This is a genomic window from Streptomyces sp. NBC_00539, from assembly GCF_036346105.1.
GTDB lineage: Bacteria > Actinomycetota > Actinomycetes > Streptomycetales > Streptomycetaceae > Streptomyces.
In genome coordinates, this window is sequence record NZ_CP107812.1 from 74,205 (window position 1) to 89,552 (window position 15,348).

The 15,348-nt window shown below is 69.8% G+C and carries 14 protein-coding genes; 11 read left to right on the forward strand and 3 right to left on the reverse strand.

What is annotated here, in order from left to right:
* The first annotated feature begins 78 nt into the window (after positions 1–78).
* The 11 genes from OG861_RS32590 to OG861_RS32640 all read left to right on the forward strand — a co-directional run bounded on the left by OG861_RS32590 (position 79) and on the right by OG861_RS32640 (position 13,120).
* A complete protein-coding gene (locus OG861_RS32590; RefSeq protein ID WP_329203251.1) occupies positions 79–1,260 on the forward strand; it encodes an MAB_1171c family putative transporter in 1,182 nt (393 codons plus the stop codon).
* Positions 1,261–1,495: 235 nt separating this feature from the next.
* The gene (locus OG861_RS32595; RefSeq protein ID WP_329203248.1) at positions 1,496–2,758 is read left to right on the forward strand and encodes an NADH:flavin oxidoreductase/NADH oxidase family protein; all 1,263 of its coding nucleotides are present in this window, start codon (positions 1,496–1,498) and stop codon (positions 2,756–2,758) included.
* 109 nt (positions 2,759–2,867) lie between these two features.
* Complete coding sequence (locus OG861_RS32600; RefSeq protein WP_329203246.1) at positions 2,868–3,281, forward strand: hypothetical protein; 414 nt, start codon at positions 2,868–2,870, stop codon at positions 3,279–3,281.
* A gap of 134 nt (positions 3,282–3,415) precedes the next feature.
* Positions 3,416–4,456: a vWA domain-containing protein gene (locus tag OG861_RS32605; protein WP_329203244.1), complete on the forward strand. Its 1,041-nt coding sequence runs from the start codon at positions 3,416–3,418 to the stop codon at positions 4,454–4,456.
* A gap of 501 nt (positions 4,457–4,957) precedes the next feature.
* The gene (locus tag OG861_RS32610; RefSeq protein ID WP_329203242.1) at positions 4,958–5,821 is read left to right on the forward strand and encodes a hypothetical protein; all 864 of its coding nucleotides are present in this window, start codon (positions 4,958–4,960) and stop codon (positions 5,819–5,821) included.
* 62 nt (positions 5,822–5,883) lie between these two features.
* Positions 5,884–7,221: an FG-GAP repeat domain-containing protein gene (locus tag OG861_RS32615; RefSeq protein ID WP_329203240.1), complete on the forward strand. Its 1,338-nt coding sequence runs from the start codon at positions 5,884–5,886 to the stop codon at positions 7,219–7,221.
* A gap of 136 nt (positions 7,222–7,357) precedes the next feature.
* Positions 7,358–8,533, forward strand: coding sequence for a transglycosylase family protein (locus OG861_RS32620; RefSeq protein WP_329203238.1), 1,176 nt, complete (start codon positions 7,358–7,360; stop codon positions 8,531–8,533).
* Between the two features lie 56 nt (positions 8,534–8,589).
* Complete coding sequence (locus tag OG861_RS32625) at positions 8,590–10,974, forward strand: FG-GAP-like repeat-containing protein (RefSeq protein WP_329203236.1); 2,385 nt, start codon at positions 8,590–8,592, stop codon at positions 10,972–10,974.
* Between the two features lie 127 nt (positions 10,975–11,101).
* Positions 11,102–12,127, forward strand: a complete 1,026-nt coding sequence (locus OG861_RS32630) for an aldo/keto reductase (RefSeq protein ID WP_329203234.1) — start codon at positions 11,102–11,104, stop codon at positions 12,125–12,127.
* Between the two features lies 1 nt (position 12,128).
* A complete protein-coding gene (locus tag OG861_RS32635) occupies positions 12,129–12,608 on the forward strand; it encodes a hypothetical protein (RefSeq protein WP_329203232.1) in 480 nt (159 codons plus the stop codon).
* Positions 12,609–12,667: 59 nt separating this feature from the next.
* On the forward strand, positions 12,668–13,120 hold the full coding sequence (locus tag OG861_RS32640; protein ID WP_329203230.1) for a MarR family winged helix-turn-helix transcriptional regulator: 453 nt from the start codon (positions 12,668–12,670) through the stop codon (positions 13,118–13,120).
* 110 nt (positions 13,121–13,230) lie between these two features.
* Here OG861_RS32640 and OG861_RS32645 read toward each other — a convergent pair whose 3' ends face one another.
* From OG861_RS32645 to OG861_RS32655, 3 genes are all read right to left on the reverse strand, one after another.
* Positions 13,231–13,956: an SDR family oxidoreductase gene (locus OG861_RS32645; RefSeq protein WP_329203228.1), complete on the reverse strand. Its 726-nt coding sequence runs from the start codon at positions 13,954–13,956 to the stop codon at positions 13,231–13,233.
* Positions 13,957–14,045: 89 nt separating this feature from the next.
* On the reverse strand, positions 14,046–14,891 hold the full coding sequence (locus OG861_RS32650; RefSeq protein WP_329203226.1) for a cyclase family protein: 846 nt from the start codon (positions 14,889–14,891) through the stop codon (positions 14,046–14,048).
* 49 nt (positions 14,892–14,940) lie between these two features.
* Positions 14,941–15,246, reverse strand: a complete 306-nt coding sequence (locus tag OG861_RS32655) for a putative quinol monooxygenase (RefSeq protein ID WP_329203224.1) — start codon at positions 15,244–15,246, stop codon at positions 14,941–14,943.
* Positions 15,247–15,348 lie beyond the last annotated feature (102 nt).

Here is a 15,348-nt window from a genome sequence, read left to right on the forward strand (position 1 = left end):
CGGTGCTCAGGTCAGGGAGATCCACACCCCCGCGCCACGCGTCCCCGCTTTCCGTCACTGCGTGCGCGGTGGCCGCCGGTGAGCGCGGGCACCGCGTTCCTCGGCTCGGCCGGCGTGCTCGTGGTCGTCACGATCATCAAGCTCTGGGCCTTGCGGAAGAACCCCAAGGACCCGATCCTCCGCGCCGTGTGCGGGACGCTGTTCATCGGGGCGCTCCTGTTCGTCACCGCGGCCCCGCCGCACCTGGCGAAGATCAACAGTTGGTTCGGCACACCCAACATCGCAGCGCCGATCGTGTACTGCATCCTCACGGCGTTCGACGCCATCAACATCGTCCTGCTGATCCACTGGCGGGGGAACGAGGACGAGGCGCGCACCCGGCGGCAGACCCGGCTGTGCCTGACCGCCTACCTGGCGGTGATGGCGGCGATCGTGCTCCTCTTCGCCCTGGGCGACGCACCCGTGGAGCGGCTGCGCGACCTGGACACGTACTACGCCAACACGCCCTTCATCCGCGAGATGATCGTGCTCTACCTCGCCGCGCACACGGTCGCGGCAGTCACCATGACGGTGCTGTGCTGGCGGTGGTCACGCCAAGTACCCGGCAGCCTGCGTCTCGGGCTGCTCACCATCGCCGCCGGTTCTTCCTCCGCGTTCCTCTACGACCTGCTGAAGTACACGGCCATCATGGCGCGGTGGGCGGGCGGCAACCTCGACTGGCTGAGCACCCATGCCGCGTTCTCCCTGGCCGGCGTCTCCGCCCTGCTGGTCGCCGCCGGATTCCTCATTCCTCCGATCGGACAGGGGGCCAGTTCCCGTTGGGGGACGTTCCAGCAGTTCCAGCGGCTCAAGCCGCTCTGGCTGGAGATCCGGACGGAGATCCCCCGCACGTGCCCGAAGCCGATGAGCTGGTGGCGGTCGCTGGACCTGCGCCTGATGCAGCGGGAGCGGGACATCCACGACGCCGTGCTGCGGCTCGGCCCCTACTTCGACGCGTCGACCGGCAAGAAGGTCTACGAGGAGGCCCTGGCCGAACACGCCGAACGCCGCAGGGCGCGCGGCGAGGCCGACGCCTCGGTGATCGCCGGAGCCGTCATCGCCAAGGCGACCGCGCGGCCGGCGGTCGACCCGGAGGACAGGTGGATGCTCACCTCCACCGAGGACCCCGAAGACCTCGTCAGGATGTCCGACGCACTGGCCCGCTCCCCGCGGGTCCAGGCGATCCGGCGCTGGGCCGCGCGCGTGGGGTGCCGTACGTGAAGCCCGCAGCGTCGCGAGCAGAAACCTTTCCTCCGTCGGCTTCCGGGAGGCCGGACCCAGTGGGGCCGTAGGGCCTCTGACGAACCGTTTCCCCGCTCACGTCTCCGCTGCTCACGTCTGCACTGTTCTCGTCTGCGCTGCTCACCGCACCACCGATGACATCGCCCCCGCACAGGCGACAGGACCACCGAAACCGACCGCGAGTCGTCAGGGACGAGATCCAGGAGGAACTCCCATGCACCTCTTCACACCTCTTGAACTGCCCAACGGATCCTGGCTGCCGAACCGGGTGGCGAAGGCCGCCATGGAAGAGAGCCTGGCGCACCAGCCCGGACAGCTGCCGGGGCGGAAGATCGAGGAGCTCTACCGCCGCTGGGCCCGCGGCGGGAGCGGCCTCATCATCACGGGCAACGTCATGGTCGACAGACGCGCCCTGACCTCACCGAGAACCATCGTGCTCGACGCCGGGACACCCCTCGAACCGTTCCGCCGCTGGGCCGCGGCCGCCGGATCGGCCGGCGGGCACGTCTGGATGCAGATCAACCACCCCGGGCGCCAGGTCCGCTCCGACCTGCCCGGCGTCGCCTGGGCGCCCTCCGACATAGGCGTCAGCCTGGGCAAGCACACCTCCGCCTTCGCCCGCCCCACGGCGATGGACGAGAGCGACATCGCGGCCACCGTCGCACGCTTCGCCACCACCGCCCGTCTCGCCGAGGAGGCCGGCTTCCACGGCGTCCAGATACACGCCGCCCACGGCTACCTCCTGAGCCAGTTCCTGTCCCCGCTGGCCAACCGGCGCAGCGACCGTTGGGGCGGCAGTCTGGAGAACCGGGCCAGACTCCTCATGGAGACCGTGAAGGCCGTCCGCGCCCAGGTGTCCGAGCACTTCGCCGTCGGCGTCAAGATCAACACGGCCGACTTCCAGCGCGGTGGCTTCGACACGGACGAAGTGGCGCGGGTCCTGGGGTTCATGGACGGCCTCGGCGTGGACCTCGTGGAACTCTCCGGCGGCACCGTCGAGAGCGCGGCGACCATGGGCCGTACCGCCGACGAGACCCTGCTCGACAGGGAGGCGTACTTCCTCTCGCTTGCCGAACGGCTCGTCGAAGCAGCCTCCGTTCCGCTGATGCTGACGGGAGGGATCTGCCGCCGTACGACTGCCGAGCGGGTCCTGGAGCGGGGGTTCGCCGTGGCCGGCGTGGCCACTGCCCTGGCCCTGTGCCCCGACCTGCCGGCCCGGTGGCAGGCGGGCGAGGACGCGCACGTCCCGCCGCCCCGGCTCGGCTGGAAGGACCAGGACCTCGCCAGCGCTGCGGTCCTGGCCATCGTGCGGGCCCACATGAGCCGCGTCGTGAGGGGCGGCGTGCCCCTGCCGAGGCTCCCCTCGTCGTTCGTCCTCGCCCTGGACACGCTGCGCAACCGGGGCAGTGTGCGGGCCTACGGAGCGTGGCTGGCCGCGAATCCGGCACCGGACGCGACACCGGCGGTGCAGGGCTGAGGGGTTGCGGGGTTGAAGGGCTGAGGGGGACGTGGGGTTCCGGGCTACTCAGGCGGAGGTGAGTACATGCGCTCTGCTCTGCTGCCGGGCGGCCGGGGACCCTTGCGCCATGCGCCCGAATCCGCTGAACCCCGCTCCCTTTCTGATGCTGTTCCTCGTCGCGGCCGCGTCGTGGGCCGCCTGGCTGGGCTGGGACCAGCACCGTGACGTGCATCCCGACGGTTCGGTCGCGGGTCCGTACGAGGCATGGCAGGTGGTCGGGCTGGTGCTGACCCTCCTGGTACCGGTGTACTGGGCTGCTTCCCGGCGACACGTCGTGGGCGCGGTGTTCGGCACCACGGCCGGTGTGACCACCGCCGCCTTCTACGACTGGTCGGACGACTCCAGCGGACTCTTCGTCATCGGCGTGGGCCTGGTCATGACCGCGTGCCTCCTGGCCACCTCCGCGCTCTCCGCCGTGGTCGTCGTCCGCAGGGGCGAGGGAGGCTTCCGCGGCGACCGGCCCGGGTCTCCCCGCCCATGACGTGCTCGGCCCGCGGCTGTTCACCAGCCCACCCTCGCGTGCGTCCGAGCCCCTCGGTGACGGCAAGATCGATTGTCAGTGGTGGGTGAGAAGGTAGGAGCATCCAGTCGGGAACGGGAATCGGGGGAGCCGTCATGTCCGGAAGTCAGAATTACATCAATCACGTTGCTCTTGTGTTGGATGCCAGTTCGTCCATGTCGCACCTGAGCCGCAAGGTCATCGATGTCGCGGACCAGCAGATCGCGTATCTGGCTCGCCGGTCGAAGGAACTGGACCAGGAAACCCGTGTCACGGTGTACGTCTTCGCGGACAAGGTGGAGTGCGTCATCTACGACAAGGACGTGCTGCGCATGCCGTCCCTCAAGCAGTTGTACCGTGTCGGCGGAATGACCGCTCTGCTGGCGGCCACACTGAAGTCGCAGCGGGAGCTGGCGCAGACGGCGCAGATCTACGGCGACCACAGCTTCCTGACGTTCGTCCTGACCGACGGCCAGGAGAACGCCAGTCATCGCTGCCCGCAGGCCCCTTCCCGGGATCCGCGTGAGCTCACGCGGGCGGTGGCGGAGTTGGTCGAGACGCAGCAGGACAACTGGACCCTGGCCGTCCTCGTGCCGGACCAGATGGGCAAGCGCGAGGCCATGCAGTGCGGTTTCCCCAAGAACAACATCGCCATTTGGGACGCCACCAGCACACAGGGCCTGGAAGAAGCCGGACAGGTGATCCAGCAGGCGACCGAGAAGTTCATGGTCGGCCGCACCCGGGGAATCCGCGGATCTCGGGCGGTATTCTCCACGGGCGCGGAAACCGTCAACAAGGACACCATCAAGGCAGCCGGTCTCACCCCGGTGGACCCGGCCGGATACCAGCTCGTTCCGGTGGCCCGCGAAGCGGTGATACGGGAATGGATCGTGGAAAGCGGCCACACTTACCGGACCGGTTGTGCTTTCTATCAGCTCAGCAAGTCGGAGAAAGTACAGGCACGAAAGCAGATCGCGGTGCTGGAGAAGAAGACGGACCGGGTGTACACGGGCCCCCAGGCCCGTGCCCTGCTCGGCCTGCCGGACGCGGAAGTGCGGGTCAAGCCCGACCACAACGACGACTTCACCATCTTCGTGCAGAGCACCAGCGTGAACCGGAAGCTGGTGCCGAACACGCGGCTGCTGCTGATGAGCTGACGCCGTGCGAAACCCACCGGCGCAAGTGGCGGGGTGACGGCCGGCCGTCCCTGTCCAGACCGGCCTGGTCGTCACTTCATCCGCCGATATCGACACTCTCAGAGCGAGCGTGCCGCCCCGAACGACGTTCGGGGCGGCACGCTCGCTTGCTTGTTCGTCGACCCCTGCGCCGAGCTGCCCCCGCGGCCTCCGGCCACGTCCGGCTGCACCAGAAGACCGGGGCGCGCTCGGACGCGACCTCCTGCCGGTGCGCTCGTTCCGGCGTCAGTGGACGGAACGGTCCGGGGCCGGTTCCGTCCAGCCGTGAGGCCTTCCACCCGGCTTGAGCTGCGACGAAGCTAGTGATCGCCGACGGGGAACACCCACCACGCCGGCATCCGCCGCGTCCGGCGGTACGACCGCTGCGCCTGCAGGGCAGCTGTCACTTCCGGTCGTTGAGATCAACCCGCCGATCAACCGGCCGCCGTCGTGCCCGCACCGTACCGAAGGACCCACCCTGTCATGTCCACGCCTAATCTCCGCCGTATCCTGCTGATCGCCGCGGTTCCCGTACTCGCCGGCGCTGCCCTGGCCACCGCCCAGTTCACCAGTGCGTTCGCCGCCGACGACCAGCAGGCGGCCTCCCCGCGTACCACCGCACCGGCTGTGGCCGCCCCGGCCGCCGGTACACCGACCGCCGGTACGCCGGCCGCAGGCACGCCGACCGCGTCTGCGACGGCTGCCGGGGCAGCGGCCGCCACCCCCGCCGCCCCCATGACGCCGCCCCCCGCAGCTGCGAAGCCCAAGGCGGCCCCGCCGGCGTCGGGCAAGGCGCCCGCGCCGCTCACCGTCCAGGAACTGCCCAACCAGGCCAAGGCAGCGTGGAAGCCGATCGGCGCACCGAAGAACCGCACGGTCGCCCCCAGCAGCAGCCTCAACGAATGCGCCGCCGTCCAGGGAGCGACCGGCTGGCAGCAGCAGGGCTGGGCGAGCACCGCGAAGACCCCCGCCATCCAGGACACCTTCACCTTCGCCACCCCGGCGGCCGCCGAGCATGCCCGCCAGGCGCTCGATTCCCAGCTCGACGGCTGCCAGGCCACCCTGCGGGATGCACAGACCAAGCAGGGTCTCGCCCCTGACGCCACGTCCGCCCGTACCGCGACCCGTCCGGCGGCCGGCGCCTGGCTGTACCAGTGGACCGCAGTGCCCGGCATGTCGGCGCCCGGCACCCAGGCCCACCACGTCTACCTGGCCCAGGACGGCGCGGTACTCACCGTCCTCCAGTACAGCGACCTCGCCTCGGCCGGACAGGGCAACTCCGCCACGCCCGCCTCCGACGCCGCCCTCCTGACCACGCTCGCCGGAAGCCTCGCCCTCACTCGCTGAGCCCCGACGCCCCCGTCCAGCGCCTCGACTTCCACGCCTCACCCTCGCAAGGAGAAATCACCATGCCCCGTTCCAAGCGCGCTCTCGCCTCCCTCGCGTCCCTGACCGTGCTCGCCGCCGCCGGCGCCGCCGTGACGCTCGCCGCTCCGGCCCAGGCCGCATCCTCCGTGGGTGGCACGATCACCCGGGGCGAGGTCATAGCCCGCGCCCAGAGCTGGGTCGATCAGGGTGTGCCGTACAACCAGGGCGCCTACCACTCGGACTCCAACGGCTCGTACCGGGAGGACTGCTCCGGGTACGTGTCCATGGCCTGGCACCTGAGCTCCAGTCTGACCACGTGGACCCTGCCCGACGTGTCCACCAAGATCAGCTTTTCGCAGCTCAAGCCGGGTGACGCGATGGACTACACCGACGCGCACACCTTCCTCTTCGCCGGCTGGACCAACCAGTCCACGGGTGCCTTCACCTACTACGCCGAGAGCAACCCGAACAACCCGACGCACGGCCCGACCTCGGCGAACATCAACAGCTCGTCGTTGGAGGGCTGGCCGACCAGCTACTACGACGCGCTGCGCTACGACAACATCGTCGACGACGCGGCTCCGGCGCCGGTCATGGCGCGCACCGTGGGCGGCGATTTCAACGGTGACGGCAAGCAGGACATCGCAGGCATCGACGCGGGCAGCAACATGAAGCTGTACACGGGTGACGGCGCGGGCACGGTCTCCGGCGGCAGCGACATGCTCGGCAGCAACGGCCTGTGGAAGGGCTTCAAGGCGATCGCGGCCGGTGACTTCAACGGCGACGGCAAGCAGGACATCGCCGGCATCGACGCCAACGACAACCTCAAGCTGTACACCGGCGACGGTGCCGGTCACCTCGGTGGCGGAAGCAACATGCTCGGCAGCACGGGCCTGTGGAAGGGCTTCAAGGCCATCACCGCCGCCGACTTCAACGGCGACGGCAAGCAGGACATCGCCGGCATCGACGCCAACGACAACCTCAAGCTCTACACCGGCGACGGCGCAGGCGCGGTCGGCGGCGGAAGCAACATGCTCGGCAGCACCGGCCTGTGGAAGGGCTTCAAGGCCATCACCGCCGCCGACTTCAACTCGGACGGCAAGCAGGACATCGCAGGCATCGACGCCAACGACAACCTCAAGCTCTACACCGGCGACGGCGCAGGCGCGGTCGGCGGCGGAAGCAACATGCTCGGCAGCACCGGCCTCTGGAAGGGCTTCCGGTCCCTGCTGGCCGCTGACTTCAACGCGGACGGCAAGCAGGACATCGCCGGCATCGACGCCAACAACAACATGAAGCTGTACGTCGGCAACGGCGCGGGCACCGTCAGCGGCGGCACCAACATGCTCGGCAGCAACGGCCTCTGGTCCGGCTTCTAAGAGCCGGTACCTCTCCCCGCAAGTGGTGCCCGGACCTCATCGAGGTCCGGGCACCGGCCCGGCCATGCCCTCCCCCTGCCCCGTCCTCGAACTGCCCCCGTCCCGAGTCCTTCCGTTTCAGAAACGAGCACATACGATGATCCGCAAGCGCATCCTGTCGGCCACCCTCGTCGGTCTGGTCTCCGCCTCCGCAGTCTGCCTGAACGTCACCACCGCCGGCGCCGCGTCGGTGAGCACCTGGGACAAGGTGGCGAACTGCGAGAGCAGCGGTAACTGGAGCATCAACACCGGGAACGGCTACTACGGCGGCTTGCAGTTCTCCGCTTCGACCTGGAGCGCGTTCGGCGGCGGGGCCTACGCTTCTCGGGCCGACCTGGCCACCAAGCAGCAGCAGATCCTCATAGGCGAGAAGGTCCTCGCGGCCCAGGGCCAGGGGGCCTGGCCCAGCTGCGGTCCGCAGGCGGGTCTGGGCAGCGACCACGCCGTCCCCTACCCGACCGACCCGACGCCCGCTCCGGCGCCGGCCATGGCGCGGGTGGTGGCCGGTGCCTTCAACGGCCCCACGATGGAGATCGCCGGCATCGACGCCAACAACAACATGAAGCTGTACATGACCGACGGACCGGCCATCGTGGGCGACAACGGCAGCGACATGCTGGGCAGCAATGGCCTGTGGAAGGGCTTCAAGGCGATCGCGGCCGGTGACTTCAACGGCGACGGCAAGCGGGACATCGCCGGCATCGATGCCTATGACAACCTCAAGCTGTACACGGGTGACGGTGCCGGTCACCTTGGTGGCGGCAGCGACATGCTCGGCAGCACGGGCCTGTGGAAGGGCTTCAAGGCCATCACCGCCGGTGACTTCAACTCGGACGGCAAGCAGGACATCGCGGGCATCGACGCCAACGACAACCTCAAGCTCTACACGGGCGACGGCGCCGGTCACCTCGGCGGCGGAAGCAACATGCTCGGCAGCACCGGCCTGTGGAAGGGCTTCAAGGCCATCACCGCCGGCGACTTCAACTCGGACGGCAAGCAGGACATCGCAGGCATCGACGCCAACGACAACCTCAAGCTCTACACCGGCGACGGCACGGGCGCCGTCGGCGGCGGCACCGACATGCTCGGCAGCACCGGCCTCTGGAAGGGCTTCCGGTCCCTGGTGGCGGGCAACTTCGGCCTGCACGGCAAGGTGGACATCGCCGGCATCGACGCCAACAACAACATGATGGTTTACGCCGGCGACGGTGCCGGCCATGTCAGCGGCGGCATCAACATGATGCAGACCAATGGCGCGTGGGCCGGTTTCTAGAGCCCGGCCGCGTCCCTCCTCCCGTCCCCTCCCCTCCCCTCAGCAAGGTGTCCGTCATGCGGAAGAAGCCCAGCGGCCGCGCACTGGCCCGAGGCACACTCGCGCTGTCCCTCGCCATCTCCGCCGCCCTCGCCTCCGGCGGGTTCGCCACAGCGGCGGCGATGCGGCCCTCGGACGGCTCAGCCGCGCAAGCCGACCTGGTCGGGAGCGGAGTCCAGCTCGCCAAAGCTCCCCGCGAGCACCAGCTCTTCCCTCGCGACCCGGCCACGAACAACGCCGTCGTCACCATCGCCGGCAGTGTCGTACAGGCCGGTGCCACCTCGATGCGGCTGGACATCGCCCGGGACGGGCAGGCCCTGTCGAGCAGCAGTGTCCCGGTGCAGGGGGCAGGATCGGGGTTCACCTTCGCGCCCCGGATCCAGGCGGGGCTGAACAGCTACTCCTTCCGTCTCTACTCCGTCTCCGGTTCCTCCGCCACGCTCCAGGGGACGTGGAGCGACATCGTGGCGGGCGACGTGTTCATCGTGAGCGGGCAATCGAATGCCGCCGCCCGCCAGCACTTCCCGTCGAATCCCGGCAACCCGTCCGACACGTCCAACTCCAGCGGCGCGGACCGGTCGCCCTGGGTGCGCACGTTCGGATCGTCCACGGCCGATCCCACGACCGCCGGCCAGGACGACACCTGGCAGGTCGCGGACGGCGACTCGTACCAGGTGTCGGGAGCGGTCGGTCAGTACGCGCTCCGCCTGGGCCGCCAGGAGGTGAACACGTACGGCATCCCCGTCGCCCTCTTGCAGGGCGGTCACGAAGGCCGACCCGTCACCTTCTTCCAGCGCAACGACGCGAGCCCCGCAGACCCCGGGACGAACTACGGACGCCTGCTCGGGCGGGCCCAGCGGGCGGGGGTACAGGGTCAGGTCCGCGGCATCTTCTGGTACCAGGGGGAGTCCGACAACAACGACGTCGCGAGCCAGACCTCGGGTTTCGCCTCCCTCCTGGACGACTGGAGGACCGACTACCCGGGCGTGGAGCACGTCTACGCCCACCAGATCCGCAACGGCTGTCTCGACGCCGCCGGCGCACCGCAGAACTCGTACGAGGAGCGCGAGGCGCAGCGGCGGTACGCCTCCCTCCCGGGCGTCACCGTCCTGTCCACCACCGGCATCGACGGGCAGGGTCCCGACAACTGCCACTACTACTACGCCGGCGGGTACCGCGATCTCGCCGACCGCGACTTCCTCTCCATGGCCCGCGACTACTACGGCGGCAGCGCCGCGGCGAGCACCGCTCCCGACCCGCAGCGGGCGTGGTTCTCCAAGGCCGACCACACCGAGATCACCATCGCCCTGCGCACTGCCGGTGACGCGCTGGTCGCCGGGTGCGGCCCCGTGAGCGACTTCGTCGTCAACGGAAGCCCGGTGTCGGTGGCGTCGATGTCCGTCAGGCCCGGGTTCATCCACCTGCGTCTGACGGGCCCGGCTACCGGGGCCACGGGCGTCGGCTACGTCGGCCACGACGGAGCCGGCCCCTGGATCACGAACAGCAACGGCATCGGCCTGTTGGCCTTCTACAACCTGCCGCTCTCCGCGGATCAGGCCGGGACCTTCCCGACGCCGCTCGCCAACTGCCCGCCTCCCGCTCCGGCGCCGGTCATGGCGCGGACCGTGGGCGGCGATTTCAACGGTGACGGCAAGCAGGACATCGCAGGCATCGACGCGAACAGCAACATGAAGCTGTACACGGGTGACGGCGCGGGCACGGTCTCCGGCGGCAGCGACATGCTCGGCAGCACCGGGCTGTGGAGGGGCTTCAAGGCGATCACCGCCGGTGACTTCAACGGCGACGGCAAGCAGGACATCGCCGGGATCGACGCCAACGACAACCTCAAGCTCTACACCGGCGACGGCGCCGGTCACCTCGGTGGCGGAAGCAACATGCTCGGCAGCACCGGCCTCTGGAAGAACTTCAAGGCCATCACCGCCGCCGACTTCAACGGCGACGGCAAGCAGGACATCGCCGGCATCGACGCGGGCAGCAACATGAAGCTCTACACGGGTGACGGCTCGGGCGCGGTGGGCGGCGGCAGCGACATGCTCGGCAGCACCGGCCTCTGGAGGGGCTTCAAGGCCATCACGTCGGGCGACTTCAACGGCGATGGCAAGAGCGACATCGCGGGAATCGACGCCAACGACAACCTCAAGCTGTACACCGGCGACGGCGCGGGCACCGTCGGCGGCGGCAGCGACATGCTCGGCAGCACCGGCCTGTGGAAGGGCTTCCGGTCCCTGCTGGCCGCCGACTTCAACGGCGACGGCAAGCGGGACATCGCCGGCATCGACGCCAATAACAACATGAAGCTGTACACCGGTGACGGGGCCGGTCGGGTCGGTGGGGGGAGCGACATGGTCGGGGGCGGCAGGGGGGTTTGGGGCGGGTTCTGATCGGGGTGGGCCGGGGATGTAAGGCGACGGCGGGGCATCTGGACTCTTGTGAGTATAAGATGTCGTATGGTCTGCCGCCGCCGGCGTGGGTGGGGCGTGGGCTGTCACACCGACGGAAGGGGAAGCTGTGCGCACGACCACTCTCGGACGTACCGGTATCACGGTCAGCCGGATCGCTCTGGGCACGATGATGCTCGGGGCTTGGGGGAACCGGGATCACGAGGACGGCGAACGGCTGGTCCGTACCGCCCTGGATGCCGGGGTCAACCTCGTCGACACCGCGGACATGTACTCGGCCGGCGAGTCGGAGCGCATCGTCGGCAAGGCCCTCAAGGGGCGGCGGGACGAGGTCGTTCTCGCGACCAAGGTGCACTTCCCGATGGGCGGGGGCGGGAACCGGCAGGGCAACTCGCGGCGCTGGATCCGGCAGGCCGTCGAGGGGAGCCTGCGGCGCCTGGACACGGACCGCATCGACTTGTACCAGGTCCACCGGCCGGATCCCTCGACGGACATCGACGAGACGCTCTCGGTCCTGTCCGACCTGGTGAGGGAGGGGAAGGTGCTGGCCATCGGGAGCTCGGACTTCCCGGCGGAGCAGATGGTGGAGGCCCGCTGGACGGCCGAGCGGCGCGGGCACGTGCCGTTCCACACCGAGCAGCCGCCGTACTCCGTCTTCATGCGGGGCGTGGAGCGTTCGGTGCTGCCGACGGCGCAGAAGTACGGCGTCGGCGTCCTCACGTGGAGTCCGCTGGCCAGCGGCTGGCTCACCGGCAAGTACCGTCGCGGTGGGCCGCTGGAGCTCAACGACTTCCGGCGTGATCTCATCCCGCACAAGTTCGACCAGAGCCTGCCCGGCAATGCCCGTAAGTACGAGGTGGTCGAGGATCTGCTGCGCCTCGCCTCGGACGCGGGACTGTCCCTCACGCACCTCGCGCTGGCCTTCGTCCTGAGCCATCCGGCCGTCGACAGCGCCCTCATCGGCCCGCGCACCACGGACCAGCTGGCGGATCTGCTGGCCGCCGCCGATGTGGAACTGGACGACGCGGTGCTGGACCGGATCGACGAGCTGGTCCCTCCGGGCACCGACCTCAATCCCGCGGACGCGGACTACACACCGCCGCAGCTGGCGGACGCGTCGCTGCGCAGGCGCTGACGTGTACGCCGAGAGTGCGCCGGCGACGCCGTACGGGGCGCGGGCCGCGGTGCTGGAGGGCTGCGTCGTGTGCGGGGTGTGCGGTGAGCCCTGCCTCTACGCGCCGGCCGGGTCCGGCGCCTACCGGTGCGGCTCGGGGTGTCAGCCCGCCGCCCCGGCCGCCGAGCTGGAGCAGCGGGTCGGGCGGGCGGTGATGGAGCGCCTGTACAGCCCCGGTGGGCTCGTGCGCATGGCCGCCGCGCAGGAACTGCTGCACGGGCTGGGGATCGAGCTGGCGTACCCGGTGCCGGTGTCGGCGCGGCACGCCGTGCACCAGTGGTCGTACGACTTCGACCAGGACACGCGCCGCTCGACGGTGAGTGACGCGCTGCTGGCCGTGGTTATGGGTCCCCCGCCGCAGGGGGACGGGGGTGAGGACGTACGGCTCTTCTTCGCCTGGCGCCACCCCCGCACCGCCCCGCACGGCCCCGGAGCCATCTGATGTCAGATCATGTGCAGGGGTCGTGCGGTGGTAAGAGATATGCGGGTAACCTTCACGTCATGGCGTCATCGGCGATGGAAGAGCGCATCGGGGAGCACATCAAGCGGGTGGAGCAGGAGCTCACGTCCGCCAAGCATGCTGCCCTGAGGCCGTTCAAGCTCAGTGTTCCGCAGTACAACGTGCTGCTGGCCCTGCAGCAGCAGCCGGGGCTGTCCGGCGCGGCGCTCGCGCGCCGCGGCATGGTCACACCGCAGACGATGTCGTCGGTGCTGGCCACCTTGGAGGGCCGGGGCCTGGTGGAGCGCCGCCCGCACCCGATCCACCAGCACATCCTGGAGGGCCGCCTCACCCGCACCGGGGGAGCCCTGATCCGGCGCGCCGACGAGGCCGTACGGGAGGTCGAAGCCGTCCTGAGCGCCTGCTTCGAGGCGGACGCGGCCAAGGAGTTCCTGGCGCGGCTGGAGACGTGCTCGAAGGCGCTGGCGGGCTACAAGCCGGCCGAGGGGAAGTAGCCGCCTCGACGCGAAGCCCCGGCGGGGCGGGCTCCGGGCCCGCCCCGCCGGGGCTTCGCGTCAGCATCTTGGGGAGCTGCCAGTCTTCGGGAGCTGCCGGCCTTCTTGAGCTACCAGGCGACGGGGCCCTCGTCGTCGAAGAAGCCGCCGGTGGGGCCGTTCTCGTCGAGGGTGGCCAGGCGGACGACGATGCGGGCTCCTTCCTCGACGGTGCGGGTGCCCTGGTGGCCGTTGAGGTCGGTGGCGACGTACCCCGGTGTGGCGGAATTGATCTTGAGGGGGGTGCCGGCGAACTCACGCGCGTAGTGCAGGGTGAGTGAGTTGAGCGCCGCCTTGGAGGAGTTGTAGGCGAGCAGCTGCCGGTGCGGTGACGACAGGTCCGCGGCCTTGGCCAGCGAGCCGAGGCGGCTGGAGAGGTTGACCACGCGGCCCGCGGGCGACCTGCGCAGCAGCGGCAGCATGGCGTGGGTGGTGGCGATGACGCCGAAGACGTTCGTCGCGTAGACGTCGCGGGCGAGGCTTGCCGTGGTGGCGCTGGGATCGACGTCGTCCTCGACGATCCCGGCGTTGTTGACCAGGACGTCCAGCCGTCCGAAGTCCTCCTCGACGGCGGTGGCGGCCGCCCGGACGGTGGCTTCGTCGGTGACGTCGAGGTGCACGGGGCGCGCGTCGATGCCGCCGCTGCGCAGTTCGTCGGCCGTTGCCCGGCCGCGGGCCGCGTCACGGGCGCCGACCAGCACGGTCATGCCCATCTGCCCCAGCTGGCGTGCGGTTTCCCGGCCCAGGCCCTTGTTGGCACCGGTGATCAGGGCGTACCGGCGGTCCGGCTTCGTCATGGGGGTCCTTCCTGTTCCTGTTCCTGTTCCTGTGGCATGGCGCAGGGGCGGGCGCGCCGTGTGGCGCGCCCGCCCGCTGTGTGGTCCGGTCAGTAGATGCCGAACACCCGGCAGGGGCCGGCGAAGCCCTTGCGGTGCTTGATGAGGCCGACGAGCACGGTGGCCCCGAAGTCGGGCACGGTGTCGAGGTGGGCGATGTTCTCGACGCCGTAGCGCATGTCGCCGAGGACGATGCGGTGTGCGCCGGGGTCTTCGATCTGCAGGTTCTTCGAGGCGTCGAGGCTCGGCGTGTCGGTGCCGGCGGCGACGATCGACCGCTCGCGCACGAGGAGTTCGGCCGCGTCGAAACCCAGACCCGGGAAGTGCGGAACGCCGTCGGCGTCCCGGTTGATGTAGGCCCCCGGTGTGTGGATGCGGTCGCACCAGCCCGAGTCCATGACGACGAGGGCGCCGTCGGGGATCCGGCCGTAGCGGCTCTCGTACGCCAGGATGTCGTCGGCGGTCAGGGTGGCATCGTGGTCCTTGGCGACGCGTTCGCCGATGCGGATGACGCACAGCGGTGCGATCAAGCGGTCGACGGGGATCTCGTCGGTGTAGATGGGCCCGTCCACGAGGTGCGCGGGTCCGTCCACGTGGGTGCCGGTGTGCTCGTCGATCTCGAGCTTGTTGGCGTTGAACCCTTCGTCCGCGATGTGGGCGAAGTGGTCGATGTTCGGCTTGAGGACGATCGGTTCCAGTACGGGAAAGTCGTTGCCGAAGGTGTGCGTGAGGTCGCTGACCCGGCTGCCGCGGATCAGCGGGGCCGGTGCGCGCCGGGGGCTCGGGGTGCCTTGGGCCGTGGCGGTCGTGCCGGCCTCCGCGTCCGCGGCCACGGGGCCGCCGCACTGGTGGCCCTCCTGTCCGTGGACGAGTTTCATGACGTCGGGACTGCACATGGAGTCCTCCTTCGTGGTCGGCGGGGCCGGTCGTGTCCGGCCGGGGGGCTCAGGCGCTGGTCGGGTCGATGACGCGGGTGCCGCGGATGAGCCAGGTGGGGCCCTCGGCGATGTGGCCGATCCGCTCGAAGAAGCGGGCGAAGTGGGGGCCGGCCATGTGCTTGTCGAAGGAGGCCGCGTCGTCGTAGACCTCGTCGAGGTAGAAGCGGTTGGGGTCGTTCTCGTCGACGACGAGTTCGAAGCGCTGGGTGAACGGTTCGTCCACGGCCGAGTCGCGGGCGTCGGCGTGGCTGGCCGCGATGAACTCCTCGTGGTGCTCGGGCTGGACGTCGAAGGCGACGGCGACGTGGTACACGGGATCTCCTGGTGGTGGGTTTCGGGGCACGCCTGTGGCCGCCTCGCCGCAGGGGCGGCGAGGCGAGGCGCCGGGGGGTGGGGTGGGGTGAGGGTGGGGGGT

Excerpts from the sequence above, each read along its gene's own strand:
- OG861_RS32625 (WP_329203236.1), top strand. The coding sequence starts at position 8,590 with ATGCGGAAGAAGCCCAGCGGCCGCGCACTGGCCCGAGGCACACTCGCG.
- OG861_RS32620 (WP_329203238.1), top strand. The coding sequence starts at position 7,358 with ATGATCCGCAAGCGCATCCTGTCGGCCACCCTCGTCGGTCTGGTCTCC.
- OG861_RS32640 (WP_329203230.1), top strand. The coding sequence starts at position 12,668 with ATGGCGTCATCGGCGATGGAAGAGCGCATCGGGGAGCACATCAAGCGG.
- OG861_RS32610 (WP_329203242.1), top strand. The coding sequence starts at position 4,958 with ATGTCCACGCCTAATCTCCGCCGTATCCTGCTGATCGCCGCGGTTCCC.
- OG861_RS32650 (WP_329203226.1), bottom strand. The coding sequence starts at position 14,891 with ATGTGCAGTCCCGACGTCATGAAACTCGTCCACGGACAGGAGGGCCAC.
- OG861_RS32605 (WP_329203244.1), top strand. The coding sequence starts at position 3,416 with ATGTCCGGAAGTCAGAATTACATCAATCACGTTGCTCTTGTGTTGGAT.
- OG861_RS32615 (WP_329203240.1), top strand. The coding sequence starts at position 5,884 with ATGCCCCGTTCCAAGCGCGCTCTCGCCTCCCTCGCGTCCCTGACCGTG.
- OG861_RS32645 (WP_329203228.1), bottom strand. The coding sequence starts at position 13,956 with ATGACGAAGCCGGACCGCCGGTACGCCCTGATCACCGGTGCCAACAAG.
- OG861_RS32600 (WP_329203246.1), top strand. The coding sequence starts at position 2,868 with ATGCGCCCGAATCCGCTGAACCCCGCTCCCTTTCTGATGCTGTTCCTC.
- OG861_RS32595 (WP_329203248.1), top strand. The coding sequence starts at position 1,496 with ATGCACCTCTTCACACCTCTTGAACTGCCCAACGGATCCTGGCTGCCG.